23 protein-coding genes, 1 pseudogene and 1 riboswitch are annotated in these 23,473 nt (G+C 38.4%); of the genes and pseudogenes, 22 read left to right on the top strand and 2 right to left on the bottom strand.

Annotation, left to right across the window (positions count from 1 at the left end):
• Positions 1 to 10: 10 nt before the first annotated feature.
• From LQ50_RS08515 to LQ50_RS08495, 6 genes are all read left to right on the top strand, one after another.
• The gene (locus tag LQ50_RS08515) at positions 11 to 574 is read left to right on the top strand and encodes a hypothetical protein (protein ID WP_034628177.1); all 564 of its coding nucleotides are present in this window, start codon (positions 11 to 13) and stop codon (positions 572 to 574) included.
• 64 nt (positions 575 to 638) lie between these two features.
• Entirely contained in the window at positions 639 to 944 is a 306-nt protein-coding gene (locus LQ50_RS08510) for a metal-sensing transcriptional repressor (protein ID WP_034628175.1), read from the top strand.
• Between the two features lie 83 nt (positions 945 to 1,027).
• Positions 1,028 to 1,234 (top strand): copper chaperone CopZ, encoded by a 207-nt coding sequence (gene copZ, locus LQ50_RS08505; RefSeq protein WP_034628172.1) that lies wholly within the window; start codon positions 1,028 to 1,030, stop codon positions 1,232 to 1,234.
• 101 nt (positions 1,235 to 1,335) lie between these two features.
• Entirely contained in the window at positions 1,336 to 3,768 is a 2,433-nt protein-coding gene (locus tag LQ50_RS08500) for a heavy metal translocating P-type ATPase (RefSeq protein WP_034628169.1), read from the top strand.
• Entirely contained in the window at positions 3,768 to 3,908 is a 141-nt protein-coding gene (locus tag LQ50_RS25395; RefSeq protein ID WP_161784671.1) for a hypothetical protein, read from the top strand. Before LQ50_RS08500 ends, LQ50_RS25395 begins: the two co-directional genes overlap by 1 nt.
• A gap of 23 nt (positions 3,909 to 3,931) precedes the next feature.
• The gene (locus LQ50_RS08495; RefSeq protein WP_034628167.1) at positions 3,932 to 4,138 is read left to right on the top strand and encodes a YwbE family protein; all 207 of its coding nucleotides are present in this window, start codon (positions 3,932 to 3,934) and stop codon (positions 4,136 to 4,138) included.
• 43 nt (positions 4,139 to 4,181) lie between these two features.
• On the opposite strand, the gene LQ50_RS08490 is transcribed toward LQ50_RS08495, so the two are convergent.
• Positions 4,182 to 5,603: a hypothetical protein gene (locus tag LQ50_RS08490; RefSeq protein ID WP_034628165.1), complete on the bottom strand. Its 1,422-nt coding sequence runs from the start codon at positions 5,601 to 5,603 to the stop codon at positions 4,182 to 4,184.
• A gap of 171 nt (positions 5,604 to 5,774) precedes the next feature.
• On the opposite strand from LQ50_RS08490, the gene LQ50_RS08485 reads away from it, so the two are divergent.
• The 13 genes and pseudogenes from LQ50_RS08485 to desB all read left to right on the top strand — a co-directional run bounded on the left by LQ50_RS08485 (position 5,775) and on the right by desB (position 20,242).
• Entirely contained in the window at positions 5,775 to 6,203 is a 429-nt protein-coding gene (locus LQ50_RS08485) for a MarR family winged helix-turn-helix transcriptional regulator (RefSeq protein ID WP_034628163.1), read from the top strand.
• Positions 6,204 to 6,220: 17 nt separating this feature from the next.
• Positions 6,221 to 7,627 (top strand): MATE family efflux transporter, encoded by a 1,407-nt coding sequence (locus tag LQ50_RS08480; RefSeq protein WP_034628161.1) that lies wholly within the window; start codon positions 6,221 to 6,223, stop codon positions 7,625 to 7,627.
• 138 nt (positions 7,628 to 7,765) lie between these two features.
• A pseudogene (locus LQ50_RS08475) lies at positions 7,766 to 8,875 on the top strand (DEAD/DEAH box helicase); the annotation flags it as partial.
• 95 nt (positions 8,876 to 8,970) lie between these two features.
• Positions 8,971 to 9,071, top strand: a riboswitch (purine riboswitch).
• A gap of 99 nt (positions 9,072 to 9,170) precedes the next feature.
• Positions 9,171 to 10,508, top strand: a complete 1,338-nt coding sequence (locus tag LQ50_RS08470) for a 5'-deoxyadenosine deaminase (RefSeq protein ID WP_034628160.1) — start codon at positions 9,171 to 9,173, stop codon at positions 10,506 to 10,508.
• A gap of 30 nt (positions 10,509 to 10,538) precedes the next feature.
• Positions 10,539 to 10,934, top strand: coding sequence for a gamma-glutamylcyclotransferase family protein (locus LQ50_RS08465; RefSeq protein WP_034628158.1), 396 nt, complete (start codon positions 10,539 to 10,541; stop codon positions 10,932 to 10,934).
• A gap of 133 nt (positions 10,935 to 11,067) precedes the next feature.
• Positions 11,068 to 12,567 carry a spore germination protein gene (locus LQ50_RS08460; RefSeq protein ID WP_084138679.1) on the top strand — a complete coding sequence of 500 codons (1,500 nt, stop codon included), beginning with the start codon at positions 11,068 to 11,070 and terminating at the stop codon, positions 12,565 to 12,567.
• Positions 12,568 to 12,574: 7 nt separating this feature from the next.
• The gene (locus LQ50_RS08455; protein WP_034628155.1) at positions 12,575 to 13,687 is read left to right on the top strand and encodes a GerAB/ArcD/ProY family transporter; all 1,113 of its coding nucleotides are present in this window, start codon (positions 12,575 to 12,577) and stop codon (positions 13,685 to 13,687) included.
• Entirely contained in the window at positions 13,684 to 14,796 is a 1,113-nt protein-coding gene (locus LQ50_RS08450; protein WP_034628152.1) for a Ger(x)C family spore germination protein, read from the top strand. The genes LQ50_RS08455 and LQ50_RS08450 overlap by 4 nt, the downstream gene beginning before the upstream one ends.
• A 123-nt stretch (positions 14,797 to 14,919) precedes the next feature.
• Positions 14,920 to 15,156, top strand: a complete 237-nt coding sequence (locus LQ50_RS08445) for a hypothetical protein (RefSeq protein ID WP_034628151.1) — start codon at positions 14,920 to 14,922, stop codon at positions 15,154 to 15,156.
• Between the two features lie 9 nt (positions 15,157 to 15,165).
• Complete coding sequence (locus LQ50_RS08440) at positions 15,166 to 16,302, top strand: GerAB/ArcD/ProY family transporter (RefSeq protein WP_034628149.1); 1,137 nt, start codon at positions 15,166 to 15,168, stop codon at positions 16,300 to 16,302.
• Complete coding sequence (locus tag LQ50_RS08435) at positions 16,286 to 17,887, top strand: spore germination protein (RefSeq protein ID WP_034628147.1); 1,602 nt, start codon at positions 16,286 to 16,288, stop codon at positions 17,885 to 17,887. The genes LQ50_RS08440 and LQ50_RS08435 overlap by 17 nt, the downstream gene beginning before the upstream one ends.
• The gene (locus tag LQ50_RS08430) at positions 17,884 to 19,074 is read left to right on the top strand and encodes a Ger(x)C family spore germination protein (RefSeq protein WP_034628146.1); all 1,191 of its coding nucleotides are present in this window, start codon (positions 17,884 to 17,886) and stop codon (positions 19,072 to 19,074) included. Before LQ50_RS08435 ends, LQ50_RS08430 begins: the two co-directional genes overlap by 4 nt.
• 61 nt (positions 19,075 to 19,135) lie before the next feature.
• Positions 19,136 to 20,242 carry a Delta(10) desaturase DesB gene (gene desB, locus LQ50_RS08425; protein ID WP_034628144.1) on the top strand — a complete coding sequence of 369 codons (1,107 nt, stop codon included), beginning with the start codon at positions 19,136 to 19,138 and terminating at the stop codon, positions 20,240 to 20,242.
• A gap of 106 nt (positions 20,243 to 20,348) precedes the next feature.
• Here desB and LQ50_RS08420 read toward each other — a convergent pair whose 3' ends face one another.
• Entirely contained in the window at positions 20,349 to 21,068 is a 720-nt protein-coding gene (locus tag LQ50_RS08420) for a 3-ketoacyl-ACP reductase (protein ID WP_034628143.1), read from the bottom strand.
• Between the two features lie 277 nt (positions 21,069 to 21,345).
• On the opposite strand from LQ50_RS08420, the gene LQ50_RS08415 reads away from it, so the two are divergent.
• The 3 genes from LQ50_RS08415 to LQ50_RS08405 all read left to right on the top strand — a co-directional run bounded on the left by LQ50_RS08415 (position 21,346) and on the right by LQ50_RS08405 (position 23,433).
• Positions 21,346 to 21,846, top strand: a complete 501-nt coding sequence (locus tag LQ50_RS08415) for a hypothetical protein (RefSeq protein ID WP_034628141.1) — start codon at positions 21,346 to 21,348, stop codon at positions 21,844 to 21,846.
• A 137-nt stretch (positions 21,847 to 21,983) separates the two neighbouring features.
• Positions 21,984 to 23,060 carry a branched-chain amino acid aminotransferase gene (locus tag LQ50_RS08410; RefSeq protein WP_034628140.1) on the top strand — a complete coding sequence of 359 codons (1,077 nt, stop codon included), beginning with the start codon at positions 21,984 to 21,986 and terminating at the stop codon, positions 23,058 to 23,060.
• 121 nt (positions 23,061 to 23,181) lie between these two features.
• Entirely contained in the window at positions 23,182 to 23,433 is a 252-nt protein-coding gene (locus LQ50_RS08405) for a hypothetical protein (RefSeq protein WP_034628138.1), read from the top strand.
• Positions 23,434 to 23,473: the final 40 nt, after the last annotated feature.

Raw genomic sequence — 23,473 nt, 5'->3', positions numbered from 1 at the left:
GGGGGTATGTATGTCTTTTGGCTTGTTGGTATTTTTCATTGCTTCGACGGTCCTTTTTCTTTGTTATTATCTAGTTATTGTTCAAAATCGTCATGACTCTCAAATGAGTCTTATGATGACAGCGATGGCTGGAGGGATGACCGCTGGGGTTTTATTTGGAACCATTATGGGCTTTTTGCTAAGGGGAGACTTTGTTCAATCTACCATTCTAGGAATTGTGATTGGTATGACAATCGGTGCATTTATAGGATTACCTCATCAGTTGATTACCACACTCGAAGGAATGTTAGCTGGATTAATGGGGGGAATGATGGGAGCGATGGTTGGGGAAATGTCTCCAATTGGGCAAGAAGACACATTATTAAAATTTTTATTTATGATCAGTTTGATCGTTCTTGTTATTACCATTCGACTCTTTCACGCGGAGTCAAAATCAGTTATTGTGACCTTTTTAAGAAATCCTCTTATTGTGTTTCTTCTTGTAATGTTTGTTTTTTTTGCTTTGGAACAAGTAGATACATTTTTTCCTGAACAAATTGATTCAAGTGAACATAACCATTCCGTGTTTGGCTAGACATTGACATGGCGTTGTTTTTATAAGATAGTAGAATTACAAATAATAGGGAGGAGATTCGCCGATGTCAAAAAAAATAGAGTTAAAACAAATAGATCATCGACATTCTCGTGAAAAAGAACAGTTGGTGAATCGACTTAAACGCATTGAAGGCCAAGTTAGAGGGATTCAAAATATGGTTGAAAATGAACGTTACTGTGTGGATATTCTCATACAAATTTCTGCTATTAATGCAGCGATGAAGAAAGTCAGTTTGCAGCTAATGGAAAATCATACAAAACACTGTGTTGCTGATGCCATTAAAAGCGGAAGCGGCGATGAGTCGATTGCAGAGCTTATGGATGTCATCGAACGGTTAACAAAGACCTAAAAAAACAATTTTTAGCCTCTTGATTACCCTGGGTGGGTATGGTACGATACATGTATCATATGTAAGCAAAGGTGATGAACAATATGGAAAAAGCAACTATACAAGTAAAAGGAATGTCTTGCAATCATTGTGTTTCAGCTGTTGAGGGAAGTGTTGCGAAGCTTGATGGGGTTCGCTCTGTTGAAGTGAATTTAGCAGAAGGTACCGTTGTTGTTGATTTTGAGGCAAATAGTGTTTCTCTTCATTCAATTAAGGAAGAGATTGAAGATCAAGGGTATGATGTAGTCTAATTTCTAAAGTAACGTGTCAATTTGACACGTTTTCTTTTATAAAAATATATACCCTCAGGGGGTAATGTATATGATTTGCTTGAGTGGAAGGGGGAAGAACAATGGAAAAGGAAGAAGTGACTTTCTCAATCAGAGGAATGACCTGCGCGGCTTGCTCATCCAGAGTTGAAAAAGGGATCAAGCGGATGGATGGGATTTATGATGTGCATGTAAATTTGGCAACGGAACGAGCAAGTGTTACGTTTGATCGCGCCAAAACAAGTCTTCAACAAGTAACGGAAAAAATTGAAAAACTAGGTTATGAGGTTCAAGTGTTAAAAACAGACTTTCATGTAATAGGGATGACTTGTGCAGCTTGTTCAAATCGGATAGAGAAAAAGCTAAATCGGTTAGAGGGCGTAGAGAAAGTGACAGTCAATCTTGCACTTGAGACAGCAACTGTTGAATATGTAGATGGAGTCGTTACAACCACTGACATAAAAGAAGCCGTTGAAAAGCTCGGTTTTGGATTAAAAGAGAAAAATGATGAAAGTTCACAAGTGGATGCGAAGCAAAAAGAAATGGACGCTCAACTTGGTAAATTTTTATTTGCTGCGATTTTAACATTGCCATTATTTTGGTCGATGGTAACCCATTTTGAATTTACTTCGTTTATTTGGATGCCTGAGATGTTTATGAATCCGTGGGTACAATTAGCTCTTGCCACACCTGTACAATTTATCGTCGGAGCACAATTTTATACAGGGGCCTATAAAGCATTAAGAAACAAAAGTGCCAACATGGATGTTCTTGTTGCCCTTGGAACATCAGCTGCTTATTTTTATAGCATCTATTTAGGGATAGAGGCAATGGAGAGTGGAAATGCCATGCCTGATTTATATTTTGAAACGTCAGCTGTAATCATTACCCTTATTGTTCTTGGAAAGCTTTTTGAAGCACGGGCAAAGGGGAAAACTAGTCAAGCGATTCAAAAGTTATTAGGTCTACAAGTGAAAACTGCTACGGTAGTTCGGCATGGAGAAGCAGTTAGCATTCCACTTGAAGATGTGCAAGTGGGGGATCACCTACTGGTAAAGCCAGGGGAGAAAATTCCAGTTGATGGTAAGATATTAAAAGGACATTCAGCAGTAGATGAGTCAATGATTACAGGTGAAAGCATCCCCGTAGATAAACATACAGGAGATGAAGTCATTGGATCAACTATGAACAAAAACGGTTCGTTAACGATGGAAGCAACTAAGGTAGGGAAAGATACGGCATTATCTCAAATTATTAAAATTGTTGAAAATGCCCAAGGATCAAAAGCAAACATTCAACGAATGACGGATAAAGTTTCAGGAATTTTTGTTCCAGTGGTTGTTGTTATAGCTGTTGTTTCATTTTTAGTTTGGTATTTTCTTATAACCCCAGGTAATTTAGGTGCGGCTTTAATTCCAACGATTTCTATTCTTGTTATCGCATGCCCTTGTGCCCTTGGACTTGCCACCCCGACCTCCATTATGGCAGGGTCTGGCCGTGCCGCAGAATTGGGATTGCTTTTTAAAGGTGGAGAGCATCTTGAAAATACGCAATCAATTGAAACGGTTGTTCTTGATAAGACAGGAACAGTCACAAAAGGGGAACCGATGTTAACGGATTTTCTAACGGAAGGTTCGATACAAAAGAATGACTTACTTCAAATGGTTGCTTCAGCCGAAGGGAAATCAGAGCATCCATTGGCACAAGCGATTGTGACCTATGCTAAAGATCAGAAGCTTAATTTACTAGAGACAAGTCAATTTGAAGCAATTCCTGGACATGGAATCTTTGCTAATGTAAATGGTCATGCATTAATCGTGGGGACTAGAAAGTTGTTTGAAGACCAAAATATTGCCTATGAAAAAGCAAATGAACCGATGCTCGCGCTTGAAAAAGCAGGAAAAACAGCAATGCTTATAGCCGTCAATGGGCAGTATGCTGGACTAGTGGCCGTTGCTGATACGGTAAAAGATACTTCAAAACAAGCAATCAGAAGGCTTCACAAGTTAGGTCTTGAAGTTATTATGCTAACAGGAGATAATCGGTTAACAGCAGAAGCCATTGCAAAACAAGTGGGTATTGAAAATGTCGTAGCCCAAGTTCTACCTCAAGAGAAAAGTGCGGTCATTGAAAGGTTGCAAAAAGAAGGCAAAAAAGTTGCGATGGTAGGAGATGGATTAAATGACGCCCCCGCCCTTGCCGTTGCTGATATTGGAATGGCAATAGGGACGGGAACGGATGTGGCCATAGAAGCAGCTGATATTACCCTAATGCGAGGAGATTTGAATAGTGTAGCTGATGCGATTATGATGAGTCGAAAGACGATGACAAACATTAAGCAAAACTTATTTTTTGCCTTTGTTTATAATTCGCTTGGGATTCCGATTGCAGCCGTAGGGCTGTTAGCGCCATGGGTCGCAGGTGCAGCGATGGCTTTTAGTTCTGTGTCAGTCGTATTAAATGCACTTCGCTTGCAAAAAACAAAACTTGTTCAAAATGAAATGGAGAGATCATGATGTCAAAAACCGTTCGAACCTGGGTGATCTCTGCTATGGCGATTTTGCTTGCTATTGTTGGGATATACAATATAATGGGAGCAGATGCGGAGGCTGATCATCCTCATTATCAAGATGAAAGTCATAATGACAACGATTAATAAAGGAAGATAAGGTGGGTACTATGGCAAAATCAGGACAAGAGCGAAAGAACATCCAACCAGGTATGGAAGTGGATATTGTTCTTAAGCAGGATCAACGAACGGGGAAGACAACGAGAGGAATTGTCAAAGACCTCTTAACGAAGTCACCCAATCACCCACATGGGATTAAGGTTAGACTACAGGATGGTCAAGTGGGAAGAGTGAAAGTTATCATTGAAAGCAGCTGAACCAATTGGTTCAGCTGTTTTTTCGTTGTGGGTGCGCGAATGTTTAAAACAACAACAGTGCAGCAATCGTTGAAACAATCAGTCCTAACATAACTGGTATAAATGCCTTGCGCACAAGGTCCATGACAGGAACTTTTGCAAAACCGGCTACAGCAACTAGGGAGGACCATGCGATAAGAGTACCTCCTCCGACCCAAATGGAACCCATTTGTCCGATAGCAGCCAGAGTAGCCACATCGATTCCAATGCTTTCACCTAATGCTCCTGAAAGGGAGCCTACTAATGGGAGTCCGGAGAACCCTGATCCGTCTAAACCGGTAATCATCCCAATGAATAGAATTCCAAAAGCAGCCAAAATCGAACTTTCAGGAATGACTTGCTGACCAGCTTGAACGAGATCAAATAAGAAAGAAGGAGCTTGTTCTGCATCCACCCCGAAGATTTTGGCAGAAAATTCTCCACTACCGATAAAGAAGAACCCAGCAATCGGAATGACGGGTCCCATTGCTTTAAAGGCAAAGACAAACCCTTTCACTAAAAAATCACTAACATTGGCGAGCGATTTTCTGAAATTATAAAAACTTGAGGCTGCTACTAATAAAACAACGGCAGTCCCTCCGATTAAAGATGCTCCCGCACCACCTTCCATGTCTGGAATCGAATCTGTAAACATGGAAAGCACCATGTAGATCACAATGATTAAAAAGGAAATAGGAACCAACAATGCGAAAAATACACGGTGTTTTTTTGAATGGATAGGCGTAAGTGGCTCCTCCTCCATTTTGGCATGGCTTGCTTTTTCCCATGTGATTAAGTGCTCTCGGGAAGGCGCTTTGATTGATTTTCGAATGGAGAAATAAGCATACGTTAATGCAACAGCACCCGTAATTAGTGATAAAACTAACGCTCTGTCTGCAACAGGTCCAACATCAATTCCTGCTGATGTGGCATTTAACATCGGCGCAATTTTAATCATATAATCAGCAGATAACGCCATCCCTTGACCGGCTAAAGAAATGGCTATGGCAGCGCCGATTGGCGGCAACCCAGCCCGAATCGCTACCGGAATGAGTAAAGCACCAATTAATGGAACAGCTGGTGTTGGCCAGAAAAACAAAGAAATCGCATATGTGACAAAGACAATCACCCAAAAGGAAATATGACCATTTTTCATCACGCGTTGAAAAGGGGTAATCATTTGCTCATCTGCACCGATTGCTCTTAATGAATGAAGCAAGGCGGTCATAATCGCAATAATAAGAAAAATGTTAAAGAGCTCAGCAGCAGCTGTTAAGCTCGCTTGGAAAATCGATTGAAGCCCAATTGAAAATGAACCTGTATAGACCCAGCCTACAAAAAAAGTCATTAACACAGCTGGCACGACGACATTTTGTCTAAAGAGCATGGTGATGATAATAATAAATGTGCCAATCAAGTAAATCCAATGTGGGGCAGTAAGTTCCATTGTTTTGCTCCTTTCTGCATAAAGCCAAAACATAGAATAGTATATGAAAGAGACTAGGCAGGGGTGTATTTAACAAAATTATAAAACTATTTAGATGTTCGAAATAAATGGTTGAATGTGAGGGGAGATCGTTGTATGATCTTATTACAATAGTTAGGGGGCTAAGTAATTGTGGAAAGAAATTTAGAGGAAAGAATTGGCTATCAAATTGGCGTAGTAGCCCACCTTATGCAAAATCAATTTAATCAAAAGATTGCAGAGTACGGGGTGACAAATGCCCAGTTCAAGGTGCTTTATCTATTAGCAGAGCATCATGAACTTTTACAATCTGCCTTACAAAATCGACTATATATTAAGGCATCTACAATGAATGGAATCATTGATTCGATGTTGAAAAATGATTTGATCAATAAGAAAGAAAGTGAACAAGATAGACGTTCGAAAATCATTAGTTTAACGGAAAAAGGGAAAGTACTTGAAGAAAAACTATGGAATGAAATGGGCCAAATGGATGCCAGGCTTATGAATCATTTTTCTGATGAGGAAAAACAGTTGTTTTTCTCTTTTTTACGTAGAGTGGCAAATTTTTATCAAAAGTAGAAAGTTGGTCTGTGTGAATGAAACAAAAAATGCAAAGTGAACGGCTCGGTACCGAACCGATTCCTAAGCTGTTAAAAAACTTATCCATCCCAGCTATGATTGGGATGTTTGTTATGGCGCTATACAATGTTGTTGATACGATTTTTATTTCTTATGGGGTGGGAATTGACGCGGTTGCGGGAGTTACCATTGCATTTCCACTGATGATGATTATGATGGCCGTCTCTGCGGCTATGGGGATTGGGGGAGCTTCTGTTATCTCTAGAAGATTAGGAGAGCGGAGAGAAGAAGAGGCGAACCTTGTATTTGGAAATATTATTTCAGTTATTCTCATCATTAGTCTTTTAGGGATGATCGGTGCTTTCACGATACTTGAACCTATCTTACGACTATTTGGTGCTACTCCTGATATATTAGGCTATTCAATTGATTACATGTTTCCGATTTTGTTAGGGACGTTTTTCTTTTCTTTTGCATTTGCAACAAATAACATTGTCAGGTCAGAAGGAAATGCCAGGTTTGCAATGATGACGATGATCATTCCAGCTGTCGTTAATATTATCTTAGATCCTATTTTTATTTTTGGGTTTAACATGGGTGTACAAGGGGCTGCGGTTGCAACAGTCATCTCTCAAGCTTCTGTGACAATTGTTATTCTACGATATTTCTTAACAGGAAAAAGCTCCTTGCAGCTTCGAATGGTCGATCTGAAAATTAAATATTCCATTGTAAAAGAGGTCGTTGCAGTCGGCTTGCCAGCATTCGCTCAAACGGCAGCTGGAAGTGTGATGATGATTGCAATCAATACGATGCTGATCCGTTTTGGAGGCGATCTCTATGTTGGAATATTTGGGATTATTCAGCGAATTATCATGTTTACAGTTATGCCAATGCTTGGTGTTATGCAAGGGATGCAGCCGATTGTTGGCTACAACTACGGAGCGAAAAATTTTGACCGTTTACGAGAAACAGTTATCCTTAGTTTGAAGGTAACATTCATTATTTCGCTTTTCATTTTTATCTTAATTATGGCTGTACCAAATTGGTTGATGATGATTTTCACATCTGATCCCGTCGTTATTGACGCAGGATCAGAGTATTTACGAATTATGTTTGCTGCCTTTTTCTTAATTACGATTCAGGTGATTAGTAGTGGGTTGTATCAAGCTTTAGGAAAACCAAAGCAAGCGTTAATTTTATCTTTGTCACGCCAATTGATCTTTTTAATCCCACTCGTGCTTATATTGCCACATTTCATTGGTGTGTATGGAGTCTTTTTGGCTTTCCCTATTTCAGATTTCTTCGCTTGTTTACTTGGTGCATTCTTAATGTATCGTGATCGCAATATTTTCTTTGGTAAAGGAAAAGGGAAAGAGAAAGAGACGGCAGAGAAGGAACCTGTACCTGTGTCATCAGGGACGTAATAATCTTTGTATGAAAAGTAAGCTTCTAAGTTAAGATGATAAGAGAGTAACTCTAACGTTGAGCTACTCTCTTTTTGCACTATGGTACAATGATAAACGCACATGTTCAATCTGTTATGTGAGAAAGCAGGGAAAGAAATGAACGATTTTAAAAAATTAGGTGTTAGTCACCAATTATCTTCAAGGTTGAAATCATACGGTATAATAAGTCCTACCCCCATCCAAGAAAAAGCAATCCCCATTGTTTTTTCGGGCAAGGATCTTATCGCTCAAGCACAGACGGGAACGGGGAAAACATTAGCCTTTCTTCTTCCTATTATTGAAAGAATGAATCCAACAAAATCAACTGTTCAAGCATTGATTGTTGCTCCAACGAGAGAGCTAGCTTTACAGATTACGACTGAAGCAAAAAAAATGGTAGAGCATGTATCTATAGATGTACTTGCCGTATATGGAGGTCAAGATGTTGAGCGGCAGCTCCATAAATTAAAAGGATCTATTCAATTGGTCATTGCAACGCCTGGGAGGCTACTTGATCATATTAGAAGGAAGACGATTGATCTAAGCGACGTTTCAACCCTTGTATTAGATGAAGCAGACCAAATGTTACATATGGGTTTTTTACAGGATGTAAAAGCAGTAATTCACGAAACGCCTAGCGATAGACAAACGTTGTTATTTTCTGCAACGATGCCTGAAGACATTCGGAAGCTAGCGAATGAATATATGAAGCATCCTGAGGATATTTATATTAAACAACAACATGTCATCATTGATTCAATTAAACAGATTGTAGTTGAAACAACCGATCGAACGAAGCAAGATACGCTGCGAATGGTCATGAAAAATGAACAACCGTTTCTAGCAATCATTTTTTGCCGTACAAAGCGACGAGCGAGCAAGTTAACGGAAGCGCTATTAGCAAAAAGATACCTCGTAGACGAACTACATGGCGACCTGACTCAAGCCAAAAGAGAAAAGGTCATGAAAGCCTTTCGAGAATGCCAAATTCAATACTTAGTGGCAACCGATGTCGCTGCGCGTGGGTTAGATGTGGAAGGGGTGACCCACGTTTTCAATTACGACATTCCACATGATGTTGAAAGTTATATACACCGCATAGGAAGAACGGGCCGTGCAAAAGAAGTGGGGGTCGCTTTTACCTTTGTTGCGCCCAAAGATCGTCGACATTTAGAGGCAATTGAATCGGGAATTGGAATGAAGCTAGAACGACAAAAAATAGAGAGGTACTAGAACGATAAAATTTAAAAACTCATGAGAGATTATCTAACTTGTTCATAGAAATAACTTTTGCTTTTACGTATAGTAGCATTGTAGTCAACTAAAATAGCTACTTCTAATTTCGTATAACCTTGAGTAATATGGACCGAGGGTATCTACTTGGAACCGTAAATTCCTAGCTACGAAAAATGTGTGTGATTGCCGATTGAAAAGGTGAAAAATATACCAATTCAGTGGTCACTAATGCATATTTTTTGTAGCTTTTTTTGTTTGATTAAATTGATTAGGTCGAGGTGGGCTCATGAGTAAACTATTAATCAAGCAAGCTGAAATTGTAACGATGAATGAAAATAATGAAATCTTTGTTGGCGATCTTTTAATTGAAGATGACCGAATTAAAGAAATAGGTGCCAATCTGTCCTCTGCTGCTGTAGAGAAAGTGATTGATGCTACGAACAAAACAGTGATCCCAGGTTTTGTACAAACGCATATCCATTTGTGCCAAACGGTATTTCGTGGCAGAGCAGATGACTTAGAGTTATTAGATTGGTTGAAAAAACGAATTTGGCCATTAGAGGCTGCACATGATGAAGAATCACTCTATTACTCAGCTTTACTAGGAATTGGTGAATTGATTCAAAGTGGGACGACAGCCATTGTTGATATGGAGACAGTGCATCATACGGATTCAGCTTTTCAAGCCATTGCTTCAAGTGGAATACGAGCGTTATCGGGGAAAGTCATGATGGATAAAGGCGAGGAAGTGCCGAAATTATTACGTGAAAATACGAATCAGTCGATCCAAGAAAGTGTTGATTTGTTAGAGAAATGGCATAACTATGATGGTGGCCGGATCAAATATGCCTTTTCCCCTAGGTTCGTTGTGTCGTGTACCGAAGAGCTATTAAAAGAGGTGGCCCATCTTTCAGGAACGTATGGTGTCCATGTCCATACTCATGCTTCAGAAAACCGCGGTGAAATCGAAATTGTCGAACGTGAAACAGGTCTAAGAAATATCGAGTATTTAGACCGTATTGGATTAGCGAATGATCGACTTATTTTGGCCCATTGTGTATGGTTAAATGAAAATGAAAAAAGGATTATAAAAGAAAAAGGAATTCATGTTAGTCATTGTCCAGGGTCTAATTTGAAACTAGCTTCAGGAGTTGCTGAGATTCCTAGTTTAATAGACGAGCAGATTTCGATCAGTCTCGGGGCAGATGGGGCCCCATGTAATAATAATTTGGATATGTTTAATGAAATGCGTTTGGCTGCCCTTATTCAAAAGCCTCTTCATGGGCCAACGACGATGGATGCCAAGACCGTTCTTAAAATGGCAACGATTGGTGGGGCAAAAGCGATTGGTTTAGAAAATGAAATTGGAAGTATTGAAGTGGGGAAAAAAGCAGATATAGTGATGTTAGATTTACACGATTTCCATACGTATCCATCCTTTGATGTCGATCCTATTTCTCGCATTGTTTACTCAGCTACAAGAGCTGATGTTGTGACATCGATTATTAACGGGAAAATTGTGATGGAGAATCGCATCATGAAAACGCTTGATAAGTCAACGGTCTTAGCGGAAGCAGACCGATTGATCAAGCGAATGACAAAAAGAATGGCAACGATTGTGTAGAAGTATGATATAAAAAAAGGGAGTGATCGGGTGAGTACACAAACTTATCTAGTCTTTGTATATGGGACATTAAGGAAAGGGGGATCAAATAATCATTACTTAAAAAAAGCTAAATTAATTTCTTTAACGGCTTGGTTATATGGTGAATTACATGATACAGGGTATGGCTATCCGGTCTTAAAAGAACATTCTCATAGGACAGTGACAGGTGAATTATATGAGGTGACAAGTGATGAATTAGTCAAGCTCGATCAACTTGAAGATTATGTAGCTGATCGTTCGTCAAATGAGTATGAACGAGTAAAAAAAACAGTATACACAGATGAAGGTGAACAAGAAGTGTTTGTTTACATGGCAGGAGAAAAATTAGTTAACTGTTCTAAGATCATTGAAGAAAATGATTGGATGTTATATATGAAACGTTGAAATCTAAGGGCGATCAAAAGTGAAAAAAACTTTTGACGCTCTTTTTCATTTTTTAATCGTTTATAATCACACATATTTCAAGTTGGAACTGGGAACGTTTTACTTATGGACCAATTATATGGAGGGGTGTTTAATGAGTAGGAGAAGAAAGGGTTTCAAATTTAAACAGTTATTTCCTCCTCAACCACATGATAAAAATCTTGCTAATCCGGACATTAAAGAACCTATTACAAAAGAGGCCATTCAAACGAGTTTAGCTGATGTAGACGATTTTGTCATGAAGGATATCAAGATTGGTGATAAAACAGTAACCATTATTTATTTGAATACCATTGTTGAAACCTCCATTATTGATGAATTGGTGTTTAATCCGCTTAATCAGTCATCGTCTACATCCGCTGATGAAATTTTTAAAAATTACTCAACTTTGAAAGAAGATGAATTGCCAAAGCTGATTCATGATGTTTGCAGTGGGTATACCGTCTTACTATTCGAAGATGAAATTATTGAGATCGATACGTACAGTGCTCCAGACCGTTCGATTACAACTCCAGAAAATGAAACAACTGTCATGGGTCCGCAAGATGCATTTGTCGAGAGTGTGGCTACAAATATCTCTCTTATCAAAAAAAGAATTCGGTCACCACAATTAAAATCTAAATCGTTCTTATTAGGAACCGAAACGAAAAACGATGTGGTGATGTTATATATGGACAATATAGCGAATGATGAAAATGTAAATCGGGTGCAAAGAAGACTTGAAAACGTTGAATATCATGGCTTCATTGGCATGCCAGTACTAAAACAAATGTTAGAAGACAAACCTTTCTCGCCTTTTCCGCAATTTGGCATAACGGTTAGAAGTGACAATACAGTTGATTCTTTACTCAATGGAAAAATAATAGTCATGATGAATGGCAGTCCAGAAGCGGCGATATTGCCAGCATCATTTTGGGAAATGTTTATTTCACCTGAAGATTATTACAATCGCTGGACCACGGCAAGTCTTCTGCGAACGTTGAGGTTAGCTGGTTTTTTTATCTCTATTTTCTTAACATCTACTTATGTATCCGTCTTAACCTTTCACCCAGAAATGCTGCCACCACAGCTATTGACATTATTAGCAGAGTCAAGAGCTCAAGTTCCTTTTCCTCCCGTGTTAGAAGCTCTCATTATTGAACTTGTCATTGAAGTTCTGCGTGAGGCGGGAGCTCGAATGCCGACGAAAATTGGTCAAACCATTGGTATTGTTGGAGGGATTGTCATTGGTACGGCCGCTGTTGAAGCAGGCCTTGCAAGTAATATTCTCATCGTATTAGTTGCTGTAACTGCGTTGTTATCCTTTATTGCTCCAAGTTACTTAATGAGTAATGCGATTCGATTTATTCGCTATATTTACATTATTTTTGCTGGGGCGTTAGGAATGTTTGGACAAATGATAGTGCTGGCATGGATGATAAATCATTTATCCAATATGACTTCATTAGGTTCACCGTATATAACACCAGTGATTCCGAGGAAATGGTCAGACTTGCTAAATTCAGTGATCCGAGTTCCGGGTAACTTTATGGTTCAAAGATGGGGAATATCTAGAGCCAAAAAAGACCTAATAAGACCGTTAGACGAGGAGTAATCACAGTATGGATACAGGTAATCTTAAGAAATTAAATGGATTTCACGTTGTGTTCTTAATTCAAAATACGATGATTGGGATTGGGTTGTTTTCCTTGCCGAACAGTTTAAGTATGGTCGGTTACAATCAGTGGCTTGTTCCGATCATATTAGGAGCATTAACGAATCTGAATCTAGTCCCAATTATCATGCTTTGTAAAAGGTACCCAGATGATTCTCTATTTAAAATAATAGAGAAATTGCTTGGAAAAATCATTGGAAAAGCAATAAATATGTTGATTTTATTGTACGGAATTATTGGAGCAGCAACGGTTGGGCAAGAATATGTACGCCTCGTTCAATCGATCGTTCTGCCTACTTTTACAATCTTATCATTTACAATTTGTCTTTTTTTTGTCGTCATTTGTATTGTTCTTGGAGGGATAAAATCGGTTGCTCGTTTTTGTATGTTTTCCTTTTTTATGACAGGGTGGATGATTGCTTTTCTTCAGTGGCCAGTACAAGCGGGAAATTTACTACATGTTGTTCCAACATTTGAAGTAAGTGGAAGTGCCTGGCTAGATGCATTATATAATGGTTCCATTGCGATGTTTGGATACGGCTTAATTATGTTTTATTTCCCTTATATTAAAAATCAAGATAAAGCTTTTCTTCATGCTTCAATAGGCGTATGGATTGCCGTTTTTTATTATTTTCTCGTATCAATTACCGCTGTGACATACTTTTCACCATGGCAAATTGATAACTTGATATACCCGGTATTAAATCTATTTCAAGCCATTCAAATGCCGTTTGTTGAACGGATTGAGAACTTTGGTACAACTCTTTGGGTCTTTCTTGTTCTTTCCACGTCGGCCACATATTTATGGGTGGCGAAAAAAGGAATGGATGCTTTATTTAACCAACATAAAAATCGGACGTGGCATGTGTATGTTGTCGCTTTAATAGCTACATTCAGTATAATTGGCCCGATTCCAATACACATTCAAGAAATCATTTTACATGATTGGAGTACGTATTTCGCCTATACGTTGAACTTGTCACCAATCTTTTTGCTTCTCATTCATAAAATAAAAAATAGGTTAGGGAAGGATTCAAAAGAGAAGGGAGTGGCTTCGTGAAAAAAGCGACACTATTATTTATGACGATAATATTCGTATTTATTGGATGTGCTGATCCTAATTTAGAGCATCCAGTCATAGAGGATTTAGGGATGGTTGGCGTAATGGGCTTTGATTATATTGATCAAGACAATATAAAGCTTTCTCTTACGTTGCCGCAACCATCAAAAGATGCGGAAGAACAAGTTCAACAATTTACAACAACGGTTCAGTTGCCTCATCAAGCAATGATGGATATATCAACTTTAACAGAAAAAACCCTTACAGCTGCCCAACTGCGTGTCGTGTTATTTAGCGAGGAGTTTGCAAGAAAAAGAGGAGCAATGAAAGTATTAGAAAACCTTTATCGGGATCCTCAAGTGGGTTCTAATATCTTTATCGCTGTTGTAAAAGGAAATGTAGAGGATATTTTGTCAGCAACATATAAGGATAAGCCGGAAATTAACAATTATATTAATGAATTACTCACTCCAAGAACGATGACAGCATTTAGTCCTTTTTCGACCATTCATAATTTTATTAATCGAAATACTGATGAAGTGTCTGATCCATCTGTTCCTTACCTTGAGCGCGTCAATGGCGATTCGCTAAAAATCACGAAGGTTGCGATTTTCAAGAATGACCAAATGGTAGATACATTAGAACCTGAAGAGGCTAAGTTAGTTGAAGCGATGAAAGGAAAAAAGGATCTTCCTCCTTTGTCGATTACCATTCCCTCAGCTGATGGAACGGGGGAAGAACAATTCATAATGAAATTTACTACGTCCGATGTCAATGTAAAAGTAAATGGAAATTTAGAAAAACCGAAAATATTTGTACATCTATATGCCCGAGGTAGTGTTGTTGATTACGATGGAACGAGGCATTTGTCTAGTCGAAAGAATCGGTTTGAGGTCGAAGAAGACGCGAGTAAACATCTTGAGCAAAAAGTACTACGAGCACTAGCCTTTTTTCAAGAAAACGAAGTGGATCCCATTGGATTTGGCGATTATTTCAGATTGTATAATGCACGAGGGTGGTCTAAAGAAAAGTGGATAGAAGCTTTCAGTCGAGCAGAAATAACCACGCATGTAGAAGTAAGAATCGTGTCAACGGGGACTCTTAAGTAAGCTAGCACGTAGCACAGTGCTAGTTTTCTTTTTGATTTGTACGATATTGGAAAGTTTACATAAACTTTGCTGAAATGGTAACGATAAAGAAGGAGTAAGGTGAAAGCTTGAGGTGAGTTAAGAGTGGTTACCTTCATTTTTTTTGTGATTTTGATTTCAATGCTATTAATAATGTCGTTGTTTGATACGGTGATTTACGGTAGAGCGTTTTTAGAAAGTATCATTCATATTTATCCTTTTGAATTAGGAACTAGGCGAACCATAGTTACATCGGGAGCTATCGTAGGGCTAGTGATTGCCATATATATTGACTACAAAGAAAAGAAAGATACAAAGGGGCAACAATCTGCAAACAAGTGAGTGAGAGCTATGAAGGCAAATGGCAACGAAAAAATATCATTGTGGCAGTTATTTATTTTAATAATGGTCTTTGCAATTGGCACAGCCGTTGTAGTAGGTGCAGGGGAAGAGGCAAAGCAAGACTATTGGATTGCTGAACTCATTGCCACAGCAATGGGAGTCATCATTGTTTGGAGTTACTATCAACTGATTTCCTTTGCAGATCAAAAAAATTTATATGAGATGCTCTTTTTTGCTTTTGGCAAAATACTTGGTTCGTTTATGTGCATTCTTTACACGATCTATTTTTTTTATATAGCTTCACGAAACATTCGCGATTTTGGAGAGTTAATGAAAATTACGATTTTACCGATTACACCAATGGAAGTGATCGTAATTGCGATGATGATCCCTGTTTTGTATACGGTCTATTTAGGGCTCGAAGTCCTTGCACGTGTGACTGAGGTAATTTCTCCATATATTTTCGGCATTTTGATTATTGTAGGCCTTTTCCTTTTCTTTAGTGGGGAACTGCATTTTACCCATTTACTGCCTATATTGGCGGAAGGTTTTGGGCCGATTTTTGAAGCCATCTTCCCGACATTGCTCACGTTTCCTTATGGTGAAGTGATTGTTTTTACCGTTATTATGACAGCCACAACCAAATTTTCTCATGTAGGAAGAGTCGGGGCAGCGGCTGTAGCGGTAAGTGGACTATTGATCACATACGCCAATATTATTCAGGTTGCCGCCCTCGGAGTTGATTTGAAAACGAGAACGCTCTTTCCATTAATGACTGCAGCGAGAGAAATTTTGTTATTGGATTTCATCGAGCGTGTAGACATATTGGTTGTGTTTATTTTGATGTGTGGCGTCTTTATTAAAGTAAGTGTGTTTTTCTATGCGGGGTTAAAGGGGTTAGAGTACGTATTTTCGATTCCATTTAAGAAATATATCATTCCTATTGGAATGTTGGTACCCTTTTTTGCTGTTTTAAACTCTGTTAACATTGTTGAACACTTTGAGGAAGGTCTGGTCCTTGTTCCTTATGTTATGCATATTCCCTTGCAATTTGGAATTCCGATTCTGTTGTTCTTTATAATATGGATGAAAAAAAGGAAGAAAAAATCTGTTTCAGGAGGGTCTCAACATGAAGAAAGTATTTAAACAAATCATCTCTTCAATGAAACTCGACCAAAAAAACGATATAACCACTCCTGAAGACATAGTAGATGATCAAAACGGAGTCATAAGCATTTCGCCATCCTTAAAAAAAAATGAAGAAGAATGTAATCAAACATTCGAGAAAAATTATGATTTTTATATGGAAAAAGTTTATGTCGGTAAACGGGAAGGGCTTATCCTTTATTTGACAAGTATGGTTGATCTGATAACTGTAGCTGAAACAATTCGGCCTGCCCTCGCTAACGCATACCGGGAACAAAAACATGTATCTACAGATTCAGAGCTTGAAAACTTTCAAAAAGAATTTTTTTCAAGTAACGATTCAATATTAATTAACTACAATCATGAGGTTTTCTGGTATGTTCTTTCGGGGTATACTGTTATTTTAATTGATGGGCTTAAGAAGGGGATTGCCCTTAGTACGGTAACAACAGAAAGTAGAGCGGTTGAACAATCAAAAACACAAACGATTGTTCGGGGACCGCAAGATAGCTTCACAGAAGTGAAAGCCACAAATGTGAGTCTTATTAGACGGAGAATAAAAAATCCTCATCTAAAGGTAGAGCAATTCACCGTCGGTAAAGATACACAAACATCAGTCTGTGTGGCTTATTTGGACAATGTGGCAAGTGAAGACATTGTAAGCCAAGTGAGACAAAGAGTCAAAGATATTAAAGGCAGTGCGATTTTCGATTCTGGCAATATAGAAGAATTTATTGCAGATCGTGTGATAACACCCTTTCCGATGCTATATCATACCGACCGTCCTGATACGGTATCAGCTAATATTGTCGAGGGGAAAGTCGCTATTATTGTAGATGGAACTCCGTATGTTCTTTTGGCGCCGGTTGTTTTTACTGACTTTTTTCAAGTGAGTGAAGATTACTATCAAGGATTTATGATGGCTTCGATGCTTAGATTACTCAGGTATTTAGCGTTCTTAATTGCTCTACTCCTGCCCTCTTTTTATATTGGTTTGACAACCTATCATCCGCAATTAATTCCAACTGATCTTATTATTAGTATTCAGGCACAAAGAGAAGGAGTTCCTTTTCCAGCGGTAGTCGAATTGCTTTTGATGGAGATTACTTTTGAAATTTTGCGTGAGGCAGGGGTAAGAATGCCGCGAGTGGTTGGGCAGACCGTCTCCATTGTTGGGGCCCTCGTTATCGGCCAAGCTGCCGTTGAAGCAGGGGTTGTATCCCATTTTCTAGTTATCATTGTCGCTTTAACAGCAATGGCAGGATTTGTTTCCCCTATTTATTCATTTGCTAATTCAACTCGTTTGCTGCGATTTGCATTAATCTTTATGACGGCCGCTCTCGGATTATTTGGGACCATCATAGGATTTTTACTCATTATTGCTCATCTTGCAAGTTTAAAGTCATTTGGCGTGCCATACTTAGCACCAATGGGGCCATTTATTCTTGAAGATCAAAAAGATGTATTTATCAGGCTACCTATTCAACTTATGAAGCGAAGACCAAACTATTTACATCCGAAAGCGGAAGTAAAAGAACCAAATGCTAACACGTTACCTTCTAAAAAGAAGGAGGAGAGTACATGAGAGGAAAAGCAATATTCGTTGGCCTATCCTTGCTTGTCGTACTAACAGGTTGCTGGGATCGGAAAGAATTAGATCGAGTTTCACTAGTTACTGGGCTAGCACTTGAAATAAGTGAAGATGATGCATTTAGTTTAACAATTGAAGCGATTAATGCGAGTGAGTTAAATGACCAAATGTCAGAGGGGATGACCCCAACAATTACATATGAGCTTCAAGGGCTCACAATGGCAGAATTGTTAAAGAAAATGAATATGGGGATCACTAGAGAATTGAACTTCTCACACACAAGAACATTAATTGTAGATGAGAAGGTAGCAAAAGAAGGACTGTCGAAGTTTTTACATTTTTTGGAAAAGGGTGGGCAGTTTCGAAATGACTTTCAAATCATTGTGGCCAGAGGAGTCAAAGCAACAGATATTATTACGACGACCTATCCAATTGAGAAAGTACCATCCATGAAGATGTACGAGCAATTTACGACAATAGAAGAAAATTGGGGAGGGTACCCTCAATCAGCTTTGACTGATTTTGTCTTTGCTTTGACTTCACCAGGAAGACACCCAGTTGCTGCTGCAGTAACGATCAGGGGAGATCCTAGTAAAGGCCATAATGTCGATGATAACAGAGAGCTTGACTTAAATGCTCTGATTGAATATGACGGTATGGCAATGTTTCATAAAGATCGCTTAGTCGGATTTCTATCTGTGGAAGAAACACGAAATTATATGTGGACTCAAGATTTAGATCAAACAACAGCTACTGCTCCATGTGGGGAGCTCGGATATTTTGCCTTACAAGTGTACAATTCCCATACAAAAGTAACGGCTAATTATGAAAAAGGTGTCCCTAATTTTACGGTTCGTATTATTATTGAAGGAGATATTCATGATAATCAATGTGCTGACGGACTCGATGAAATAAGTACGTATGAAAAATATCAAAAATTAATGAAAGAGCAACTTGAAGAAAAGGTGAAATCAACGATTACGTTAGTACAAGAAAAATATGGGGTTGATGTATTTGGATTTGGAGAGCACTTAAGCAAGCAACAATATAAGAAATTTAAAGAACTTAAAGACAACTGGGATGAGGAATTTAAAAGGGCGAAAATTAATGTGGACGCAACGGTTTATATTAGAAGAGATGGAATGAGAACAAAGAGCTTTATTGAACAAGTCGACGAATAGCTTTAAAATGAAAGGGATTAAATAAAACTGTAAAAAGTGTACTTGGAAGGGTGTTTTTTATTTGCAAGATTTACGTTCGTTTGGTTGGTATGCAGCAAAATTAAAGCCTCATTTGCCGAAAAAAGCGTTCAAACCGGTACCTGCACGGTTATGGGGAGGATTAGCTTATTTAGTCGTTACGGTAATGGGATTACTTACAATTGGGCTGGTTGATGTATCTCCACTTATTTATTTACCGATTTCACTCGTAATTGGTACGAGCTTTGCTGCTTTAGGGTTTCTTGGTCATGAAATATTGCACGGAACAGTTGTAAGAAAACCATGGCTACGAGATTTCTTAGGAGCTGTTGCCTTTTGGCCGTTAAGTACTGGGCCAAAGTTGTGGCGGAAATGGCATAACTTAACACATCATGTACACACTCAGCATGAAGAACATGATCCAGACTCTTGGCCGACATTAGAGAGAATTATGAGAAGTCGGTTGTTACGGTGGGTGTACAAGCTACCTTTACCTGTTCGTGCATTCTTTAGCTTCTGCTCATTGTCATTTCAGTTTACTGTTCATTCTGTAAATATGTTTGTAGTCTATTTAAAGGAATTTAACCCTAGGAAGAGACCGGCTGTATTTTTGGAAGCGATCTTACCATGGATGACATGGATTGGATTACTCGTTTGGGTTGGACCGGTGAAATGGATCTTTATGTTTTTGCTTCCATTGTTAGTAGCCAATCTTATTGTTATGGCTTACATATCGACCAATCATCGTCTAAACCCAACGACCGATGTAAACGATCCATTAGTGAATAGCTTAACAGTTACGGTTCCGAAATGGGTGGATGTTTTGCATTTTAACTTCTCGTATCATACGGAGCATCATTTATTTCCAGGTATGAGTTCTAAATATTATCCGGAAGTAAAGAAGTTAATCAAGGAGCATTGGCCAGAGCGGTACCATGAAATGCGATTTGATAAGGCTCTAATTGCGTTATGGAAAACCCCAAGACCTTATCAAGATCGCGTTCTCGTTGATCCCAGTAGCGGAAATGTGTTCGGAGCATTAGGAGAAGGGTTGGATACAGGAAAATTGAAAAATATAGCACGAAAGGAGAAAAATTTCAAGTTTGTTTCGAGTATAACCAAGTCAAAAAATCAAAAAGTTGATAAATAAGGTGAATAAAGGAGAAGGGCCATGCGTCTTTCTTCTTTTTTGTCAGGTTTAAAGAAGAAAGAAAGGATCATTAAAGGAGATACCTTTAATGATCCTTTAAGTCGTCTTATGGATTCGTTGACCAAAGGCCAGCAGATTTAATGAAAATTCGTGGGTGAAGCTTTAACTGAGCTACCATATATTCAGCTAGGTCTTCTGGTTGCATCACCTTTTCTGGGTTTCCATCAGTTAAATTTTCTTTAAACGCTAGTTCAGTCGCAACAGTACTTGGCGTGAGCGCCGTAACACGAATATTGTGTTTACGAACTTCTAGTGCGAGTGATTCTGTCAGACCGAGCAATCCAAATTTTGAAGCACTATAAGCACTTGTGACAGGTGCACCTTTTTGTCCAGCTGTTGAGGAAATATTAATAATATCGCCACCATTTTTTTCAATTAATTGTGGAAGGACGGTGCGGGTCACATAATAGGCGCCCATTAAGTTAATATCGATCATGCTTTTCCATTCTTCTGGAGAAAGCTCTAAAAATCCTCCAAACTTACCCGTACCGGCATTATTAATTAATATATCAGAAGGTCCAAGCTTACTTGTTACATGATGAACAGCTTGTTCAACTTGCTCCAATGATGCTACATCGACTGTAGCATAAGCAGCCTTTACACCCATTGCTTCAATTTCATTTGCAACCTCAACTAGGTCAGACTCCGTTCGTGCAAGCAATCCAACTTGGACACCTTCTTTTGCTAAAGCAATAGCTGTTGCTCGACCAATCCCTTTTCCTGCTCCAGTAACAATAGCGACTTTTCCTTGTAGTGACTGTGCCATGACAATATCTCCTTTTCATATGTAGAATAGGATTGTATTTTACAGCTTGAGCATACTAGAGTCAAAAAAATTGCCTGCTTAACAATTTACGACAGCTTTTTTAAAGAGAACGCATTATACTACTCAATAAGGCAAGAACGAAGTCATTTCTACAAAAAGAAGATTAATGCACAATTTTAACTTGATTTTTGGTAATATAGTAAAGGGAGATAATCTGTCAATGGCATTCTCAATTTACTAGACATCTTAAGATAATAATAGGTAAGGGGTTTTGAATTTGTTAAATAGGACATATGACATCAAGAATGGAGAGTTAAAGCAGGCTATCGAAAAGAGTGGATTAGAATTGCGTGAGTTTGCGACGATGAGTCTTGAAAAAATGAATGTGAAATCTAAAAAGAAGCGTATTCGTCAAAAAGCATTAAAAAGAGCGTTCACTCATAAAGAAGTTGCGAAAGAAATTTTATTGATGGTTCAAGGAGATAACAAAGCTAGTAAGCAAGAAGATCAAAAAGTTGTACAAGCTGTAGAAGGAAACGACTCTGCGGCATCTGTTCGTGGTCTTCCGGTAACATTTCTTTTGAAACTAGGAAAAAAATATTTGAAAGATGAAGAGGTTGTTAGATTTTACTATAATGCCGATAAGGAAGAGTTCTATAAGAACAAGAACTTGTTAGAGCAAGTGATTGAAACGAATTCGAAAAACCTCGATTCTACACAGTTAGCACAATTTCAAAATGATGTGATGGAAGAGCTTGAAAAAAGAGCTAAGAAATAAATAAGGCAGGAGCGAGAGTGGACAAGCATTTCACTCTCGCTTTTTTTCTATAAAATGGTAAGCTAAACTTGTATTCATTAGTCGAACTATTTACAATAATTAATAGATATTGATTTTACAAAAGGAGTGGGTTAAACGTGGAGAATGTAACGGTTAATTTCATCGAAAATAAAGATAAAAAAACGAAGCCTGATGCTGATAAAATAGCGTTTGGCAAGCATTATTCTGACCATATGTTTGTAATGGATTTTCAGGCTGATAAGGGCTGGTATGATCCTCGTATCGTACCTTATGAACCGATAACATTAGACCCGGCGGCAATGATCTTTCATTATGGCCAAACCGTTTTTGAGGGACTAAAAGCATACCGCACCCCAAGTGATCGCATTCTATTGTTTCGCCCTGAGAAAAATTTTAGACGGCTAAATTTATCAAGTGATCGACTCAGTATTCCGGCTATTGATGAAGACTTAGCTTTAAGTTATTTAAAGCAGCTTCTTGAAGTGGAGAAAGAGTGGGTTCCAAAAGCAGAAGGAAATTCATTATACATACGTCCTTTTATCATTGCGACTGAACCAAATTTAAGTCTTGCCCCTTCCAAGACATATCAATTTATGATCATCCTTTCTCCAGTGGGATCTTATTATAAAGAAGGGATCCAGCCTGTCCGGATTCACGTTGAAGACGAATATACAAGAGCCGTTCGAGGTGGAACGGGAACAGCAAAAACAGCTGGAAACTATGCAGCGGCCTACAAGGCTCAAGAACGAGCAACGAAAGAAGGATATTCACAAGTTCTTTGGTTAGATGGGGTTGAAAAGAAATATATTGAAGAAGTTGGAAGCATGAATGTGTTTTTCAAAGTAAATGGTGAAATTATTACACCAGAACTAAATGGAAGCATTCTTGAAGGGATTACGCGAATGTCCATCATTGAGGTATTAAAGGATTGGGGAGTTCCTGTTACAGAGAGAAAGCTCTCGCTTGAAGAATTATATGAAGCTCATGAACAAGGTCAACTAGAAGAGGCGTTTGGAACAGGAACAGCAGCTGTTATTTCGCCAGTTGGGGAATTATATTGGGGTGAAAAAAAGATAAAAATTAATAACGGAGAAATAGGAGATCTTTCAAAACGCCTCTACGATACATTAACGGGTATACAAACAGGGAAGATTGAGGATACATACCATTGGACAATAGAATTGAACTCATAACATCTGCTTCCTTTAAATTTGAAAATAAAAGAAGAGCCAAATAAAAGTTGCCAGTACATGCATCTTTTTCTTGCAAGTCCACATCCTAATTGTGCAGTTTGAAACAGAAAGGATGACCACATTGGACTCTAACTTAGGCTATTTACGTGAATCATTATCTAATCATCTTGATAACCATCAAATTTGTCAAAGGATTTATCATAAGTTAGAAACGAAACAATACAAAGATGAAGATGAATTTGTAAGGGACCTTGAAGATAACGAAGCGACGATTTTAAACTTAGTTTTGCAATATGAACTGGATTATGCAAGAAATGAACAAGATGAAAAGCGAGTCGAACAATTAAATGGAGTTTATGAATTATTAATATAAAGCAGCGCCCTTGCGTTGCTTTTCTTTTGTCAGTTTTCCA

The organism is Halalkalibacter okhensis, from assembly GCF_000787375.1.
GTDB lineage: Bacteria > Bacillota > Bacilli > Bacillales > Bacillaceae_D > Halalkalibacter > Halalkalibacter okhensis.
This window is presented reverse-complemented; position numbering and strand designations above follow the sequence as displayed.

Bases quoted from the DNA above. Each gene is read 5' to 3' on its own strand.
- copZ (WP_034628172.1), top strand. From the start codon at position 1,028: ATGGAAAAAGCAACTATACAAGTAAAAGGAATGTCTTGCAATCATTGT.
- LQ50_RS08515 (WP_034628177.1), top strand. From the start codon at position 11: ATGTCTTTTGGCTTGTTGGTATTTTTCATTGCTTCGACGGTCCTTTTT.
- LQ50_RS08495 (WP_034628167.1), top strand. From the start codon at position 3,932: ATGGCAAAATCAGGACAAGAGCGAAAGAACATCCAACCAGGTATGGAA.
- LQ50_RS08420 (WP_034628143.1), bottom strand. From the start codon at position 21,068: ATGGCACAGTCACTACAAGGAAAAGTCGCTATTGTTACTGGAGCAGGA.
- LQ50_RS08435 (WP_034628147.1), top strand. From the start codon at position 16,286: ATGAAGAAAGTATTTAAACAAATCATCTCTTCAATGAAACTCGACCAA.
- LQ50_RS08490 (WP_034628165.1), bottom strand. From the start codon at position 5,603: ATGGAACTTACTGCCCCACATTGGATTTACTTGATTGGCACATTTATT.
- LQ50_RS08500 (WP_034628169.1), top strand. From the start codon at position 1,336: ATGGAAAAGGAAGAAGTGACTTTCTCAATCAGAGGAATGACCTGCGCG.
- LQ50_RS08460 (WP_084138679.1), top strand. From the start codon at position 11,068: ATGAGTAGGAGAAGAAAGGGTTTCAAATTTAAACAGTTATTTCCTCCT.
- LQ50_RS08455 (WP_034628155.1), top strand. From the start codon at position 12,575: ATGGATACAGGTAATCTTAAGAAATTAAATGGATTTCACGTTGTGTTC.
- LQ50_RS08480 (WP_034628161.1), top strand. From the start codon at position 6,221: ATGAAACAAAAAATGCAAAGTGAACGGCTCGGTACCGAACCGATTCCT.
- LQ50_RS08470 (WP_034628160.1), top strand. From the start codon at position 9,171: ATGAGTAAACTATTAATCAAGCAAGCTGAAATTGTAACGATGAATGAA.
- LQ50_RS08430 (WP_034628146.1), top strand. From the start codon at position 17,884: ATGAGAGGAAAAGCAATATTCGTTGGCCTATCCTTGCTTGTCGTACTA.
- LQ50_RS08440 (WP_034628149.1), top strand. From the start codon at position 15,166: ATGAAGGCAAATGGCAACGAAAAAATATCATTGTGGCAGTTATTTATT.
- LQ50_RS08510 (WP_034628175.1), top strand. From the start codon at position 639: ATGTCAAAAAAAATAGAGTTAAAACAAATAGATCATCGACATTCTCGT.
- LQ50_RS25395 (WP_161784671.1), top strand. From the start codon at position 3,768: ATGTCAAAAACCGTTCGAACCTGGGTGATCTCTGCTATGGCGATTTTG.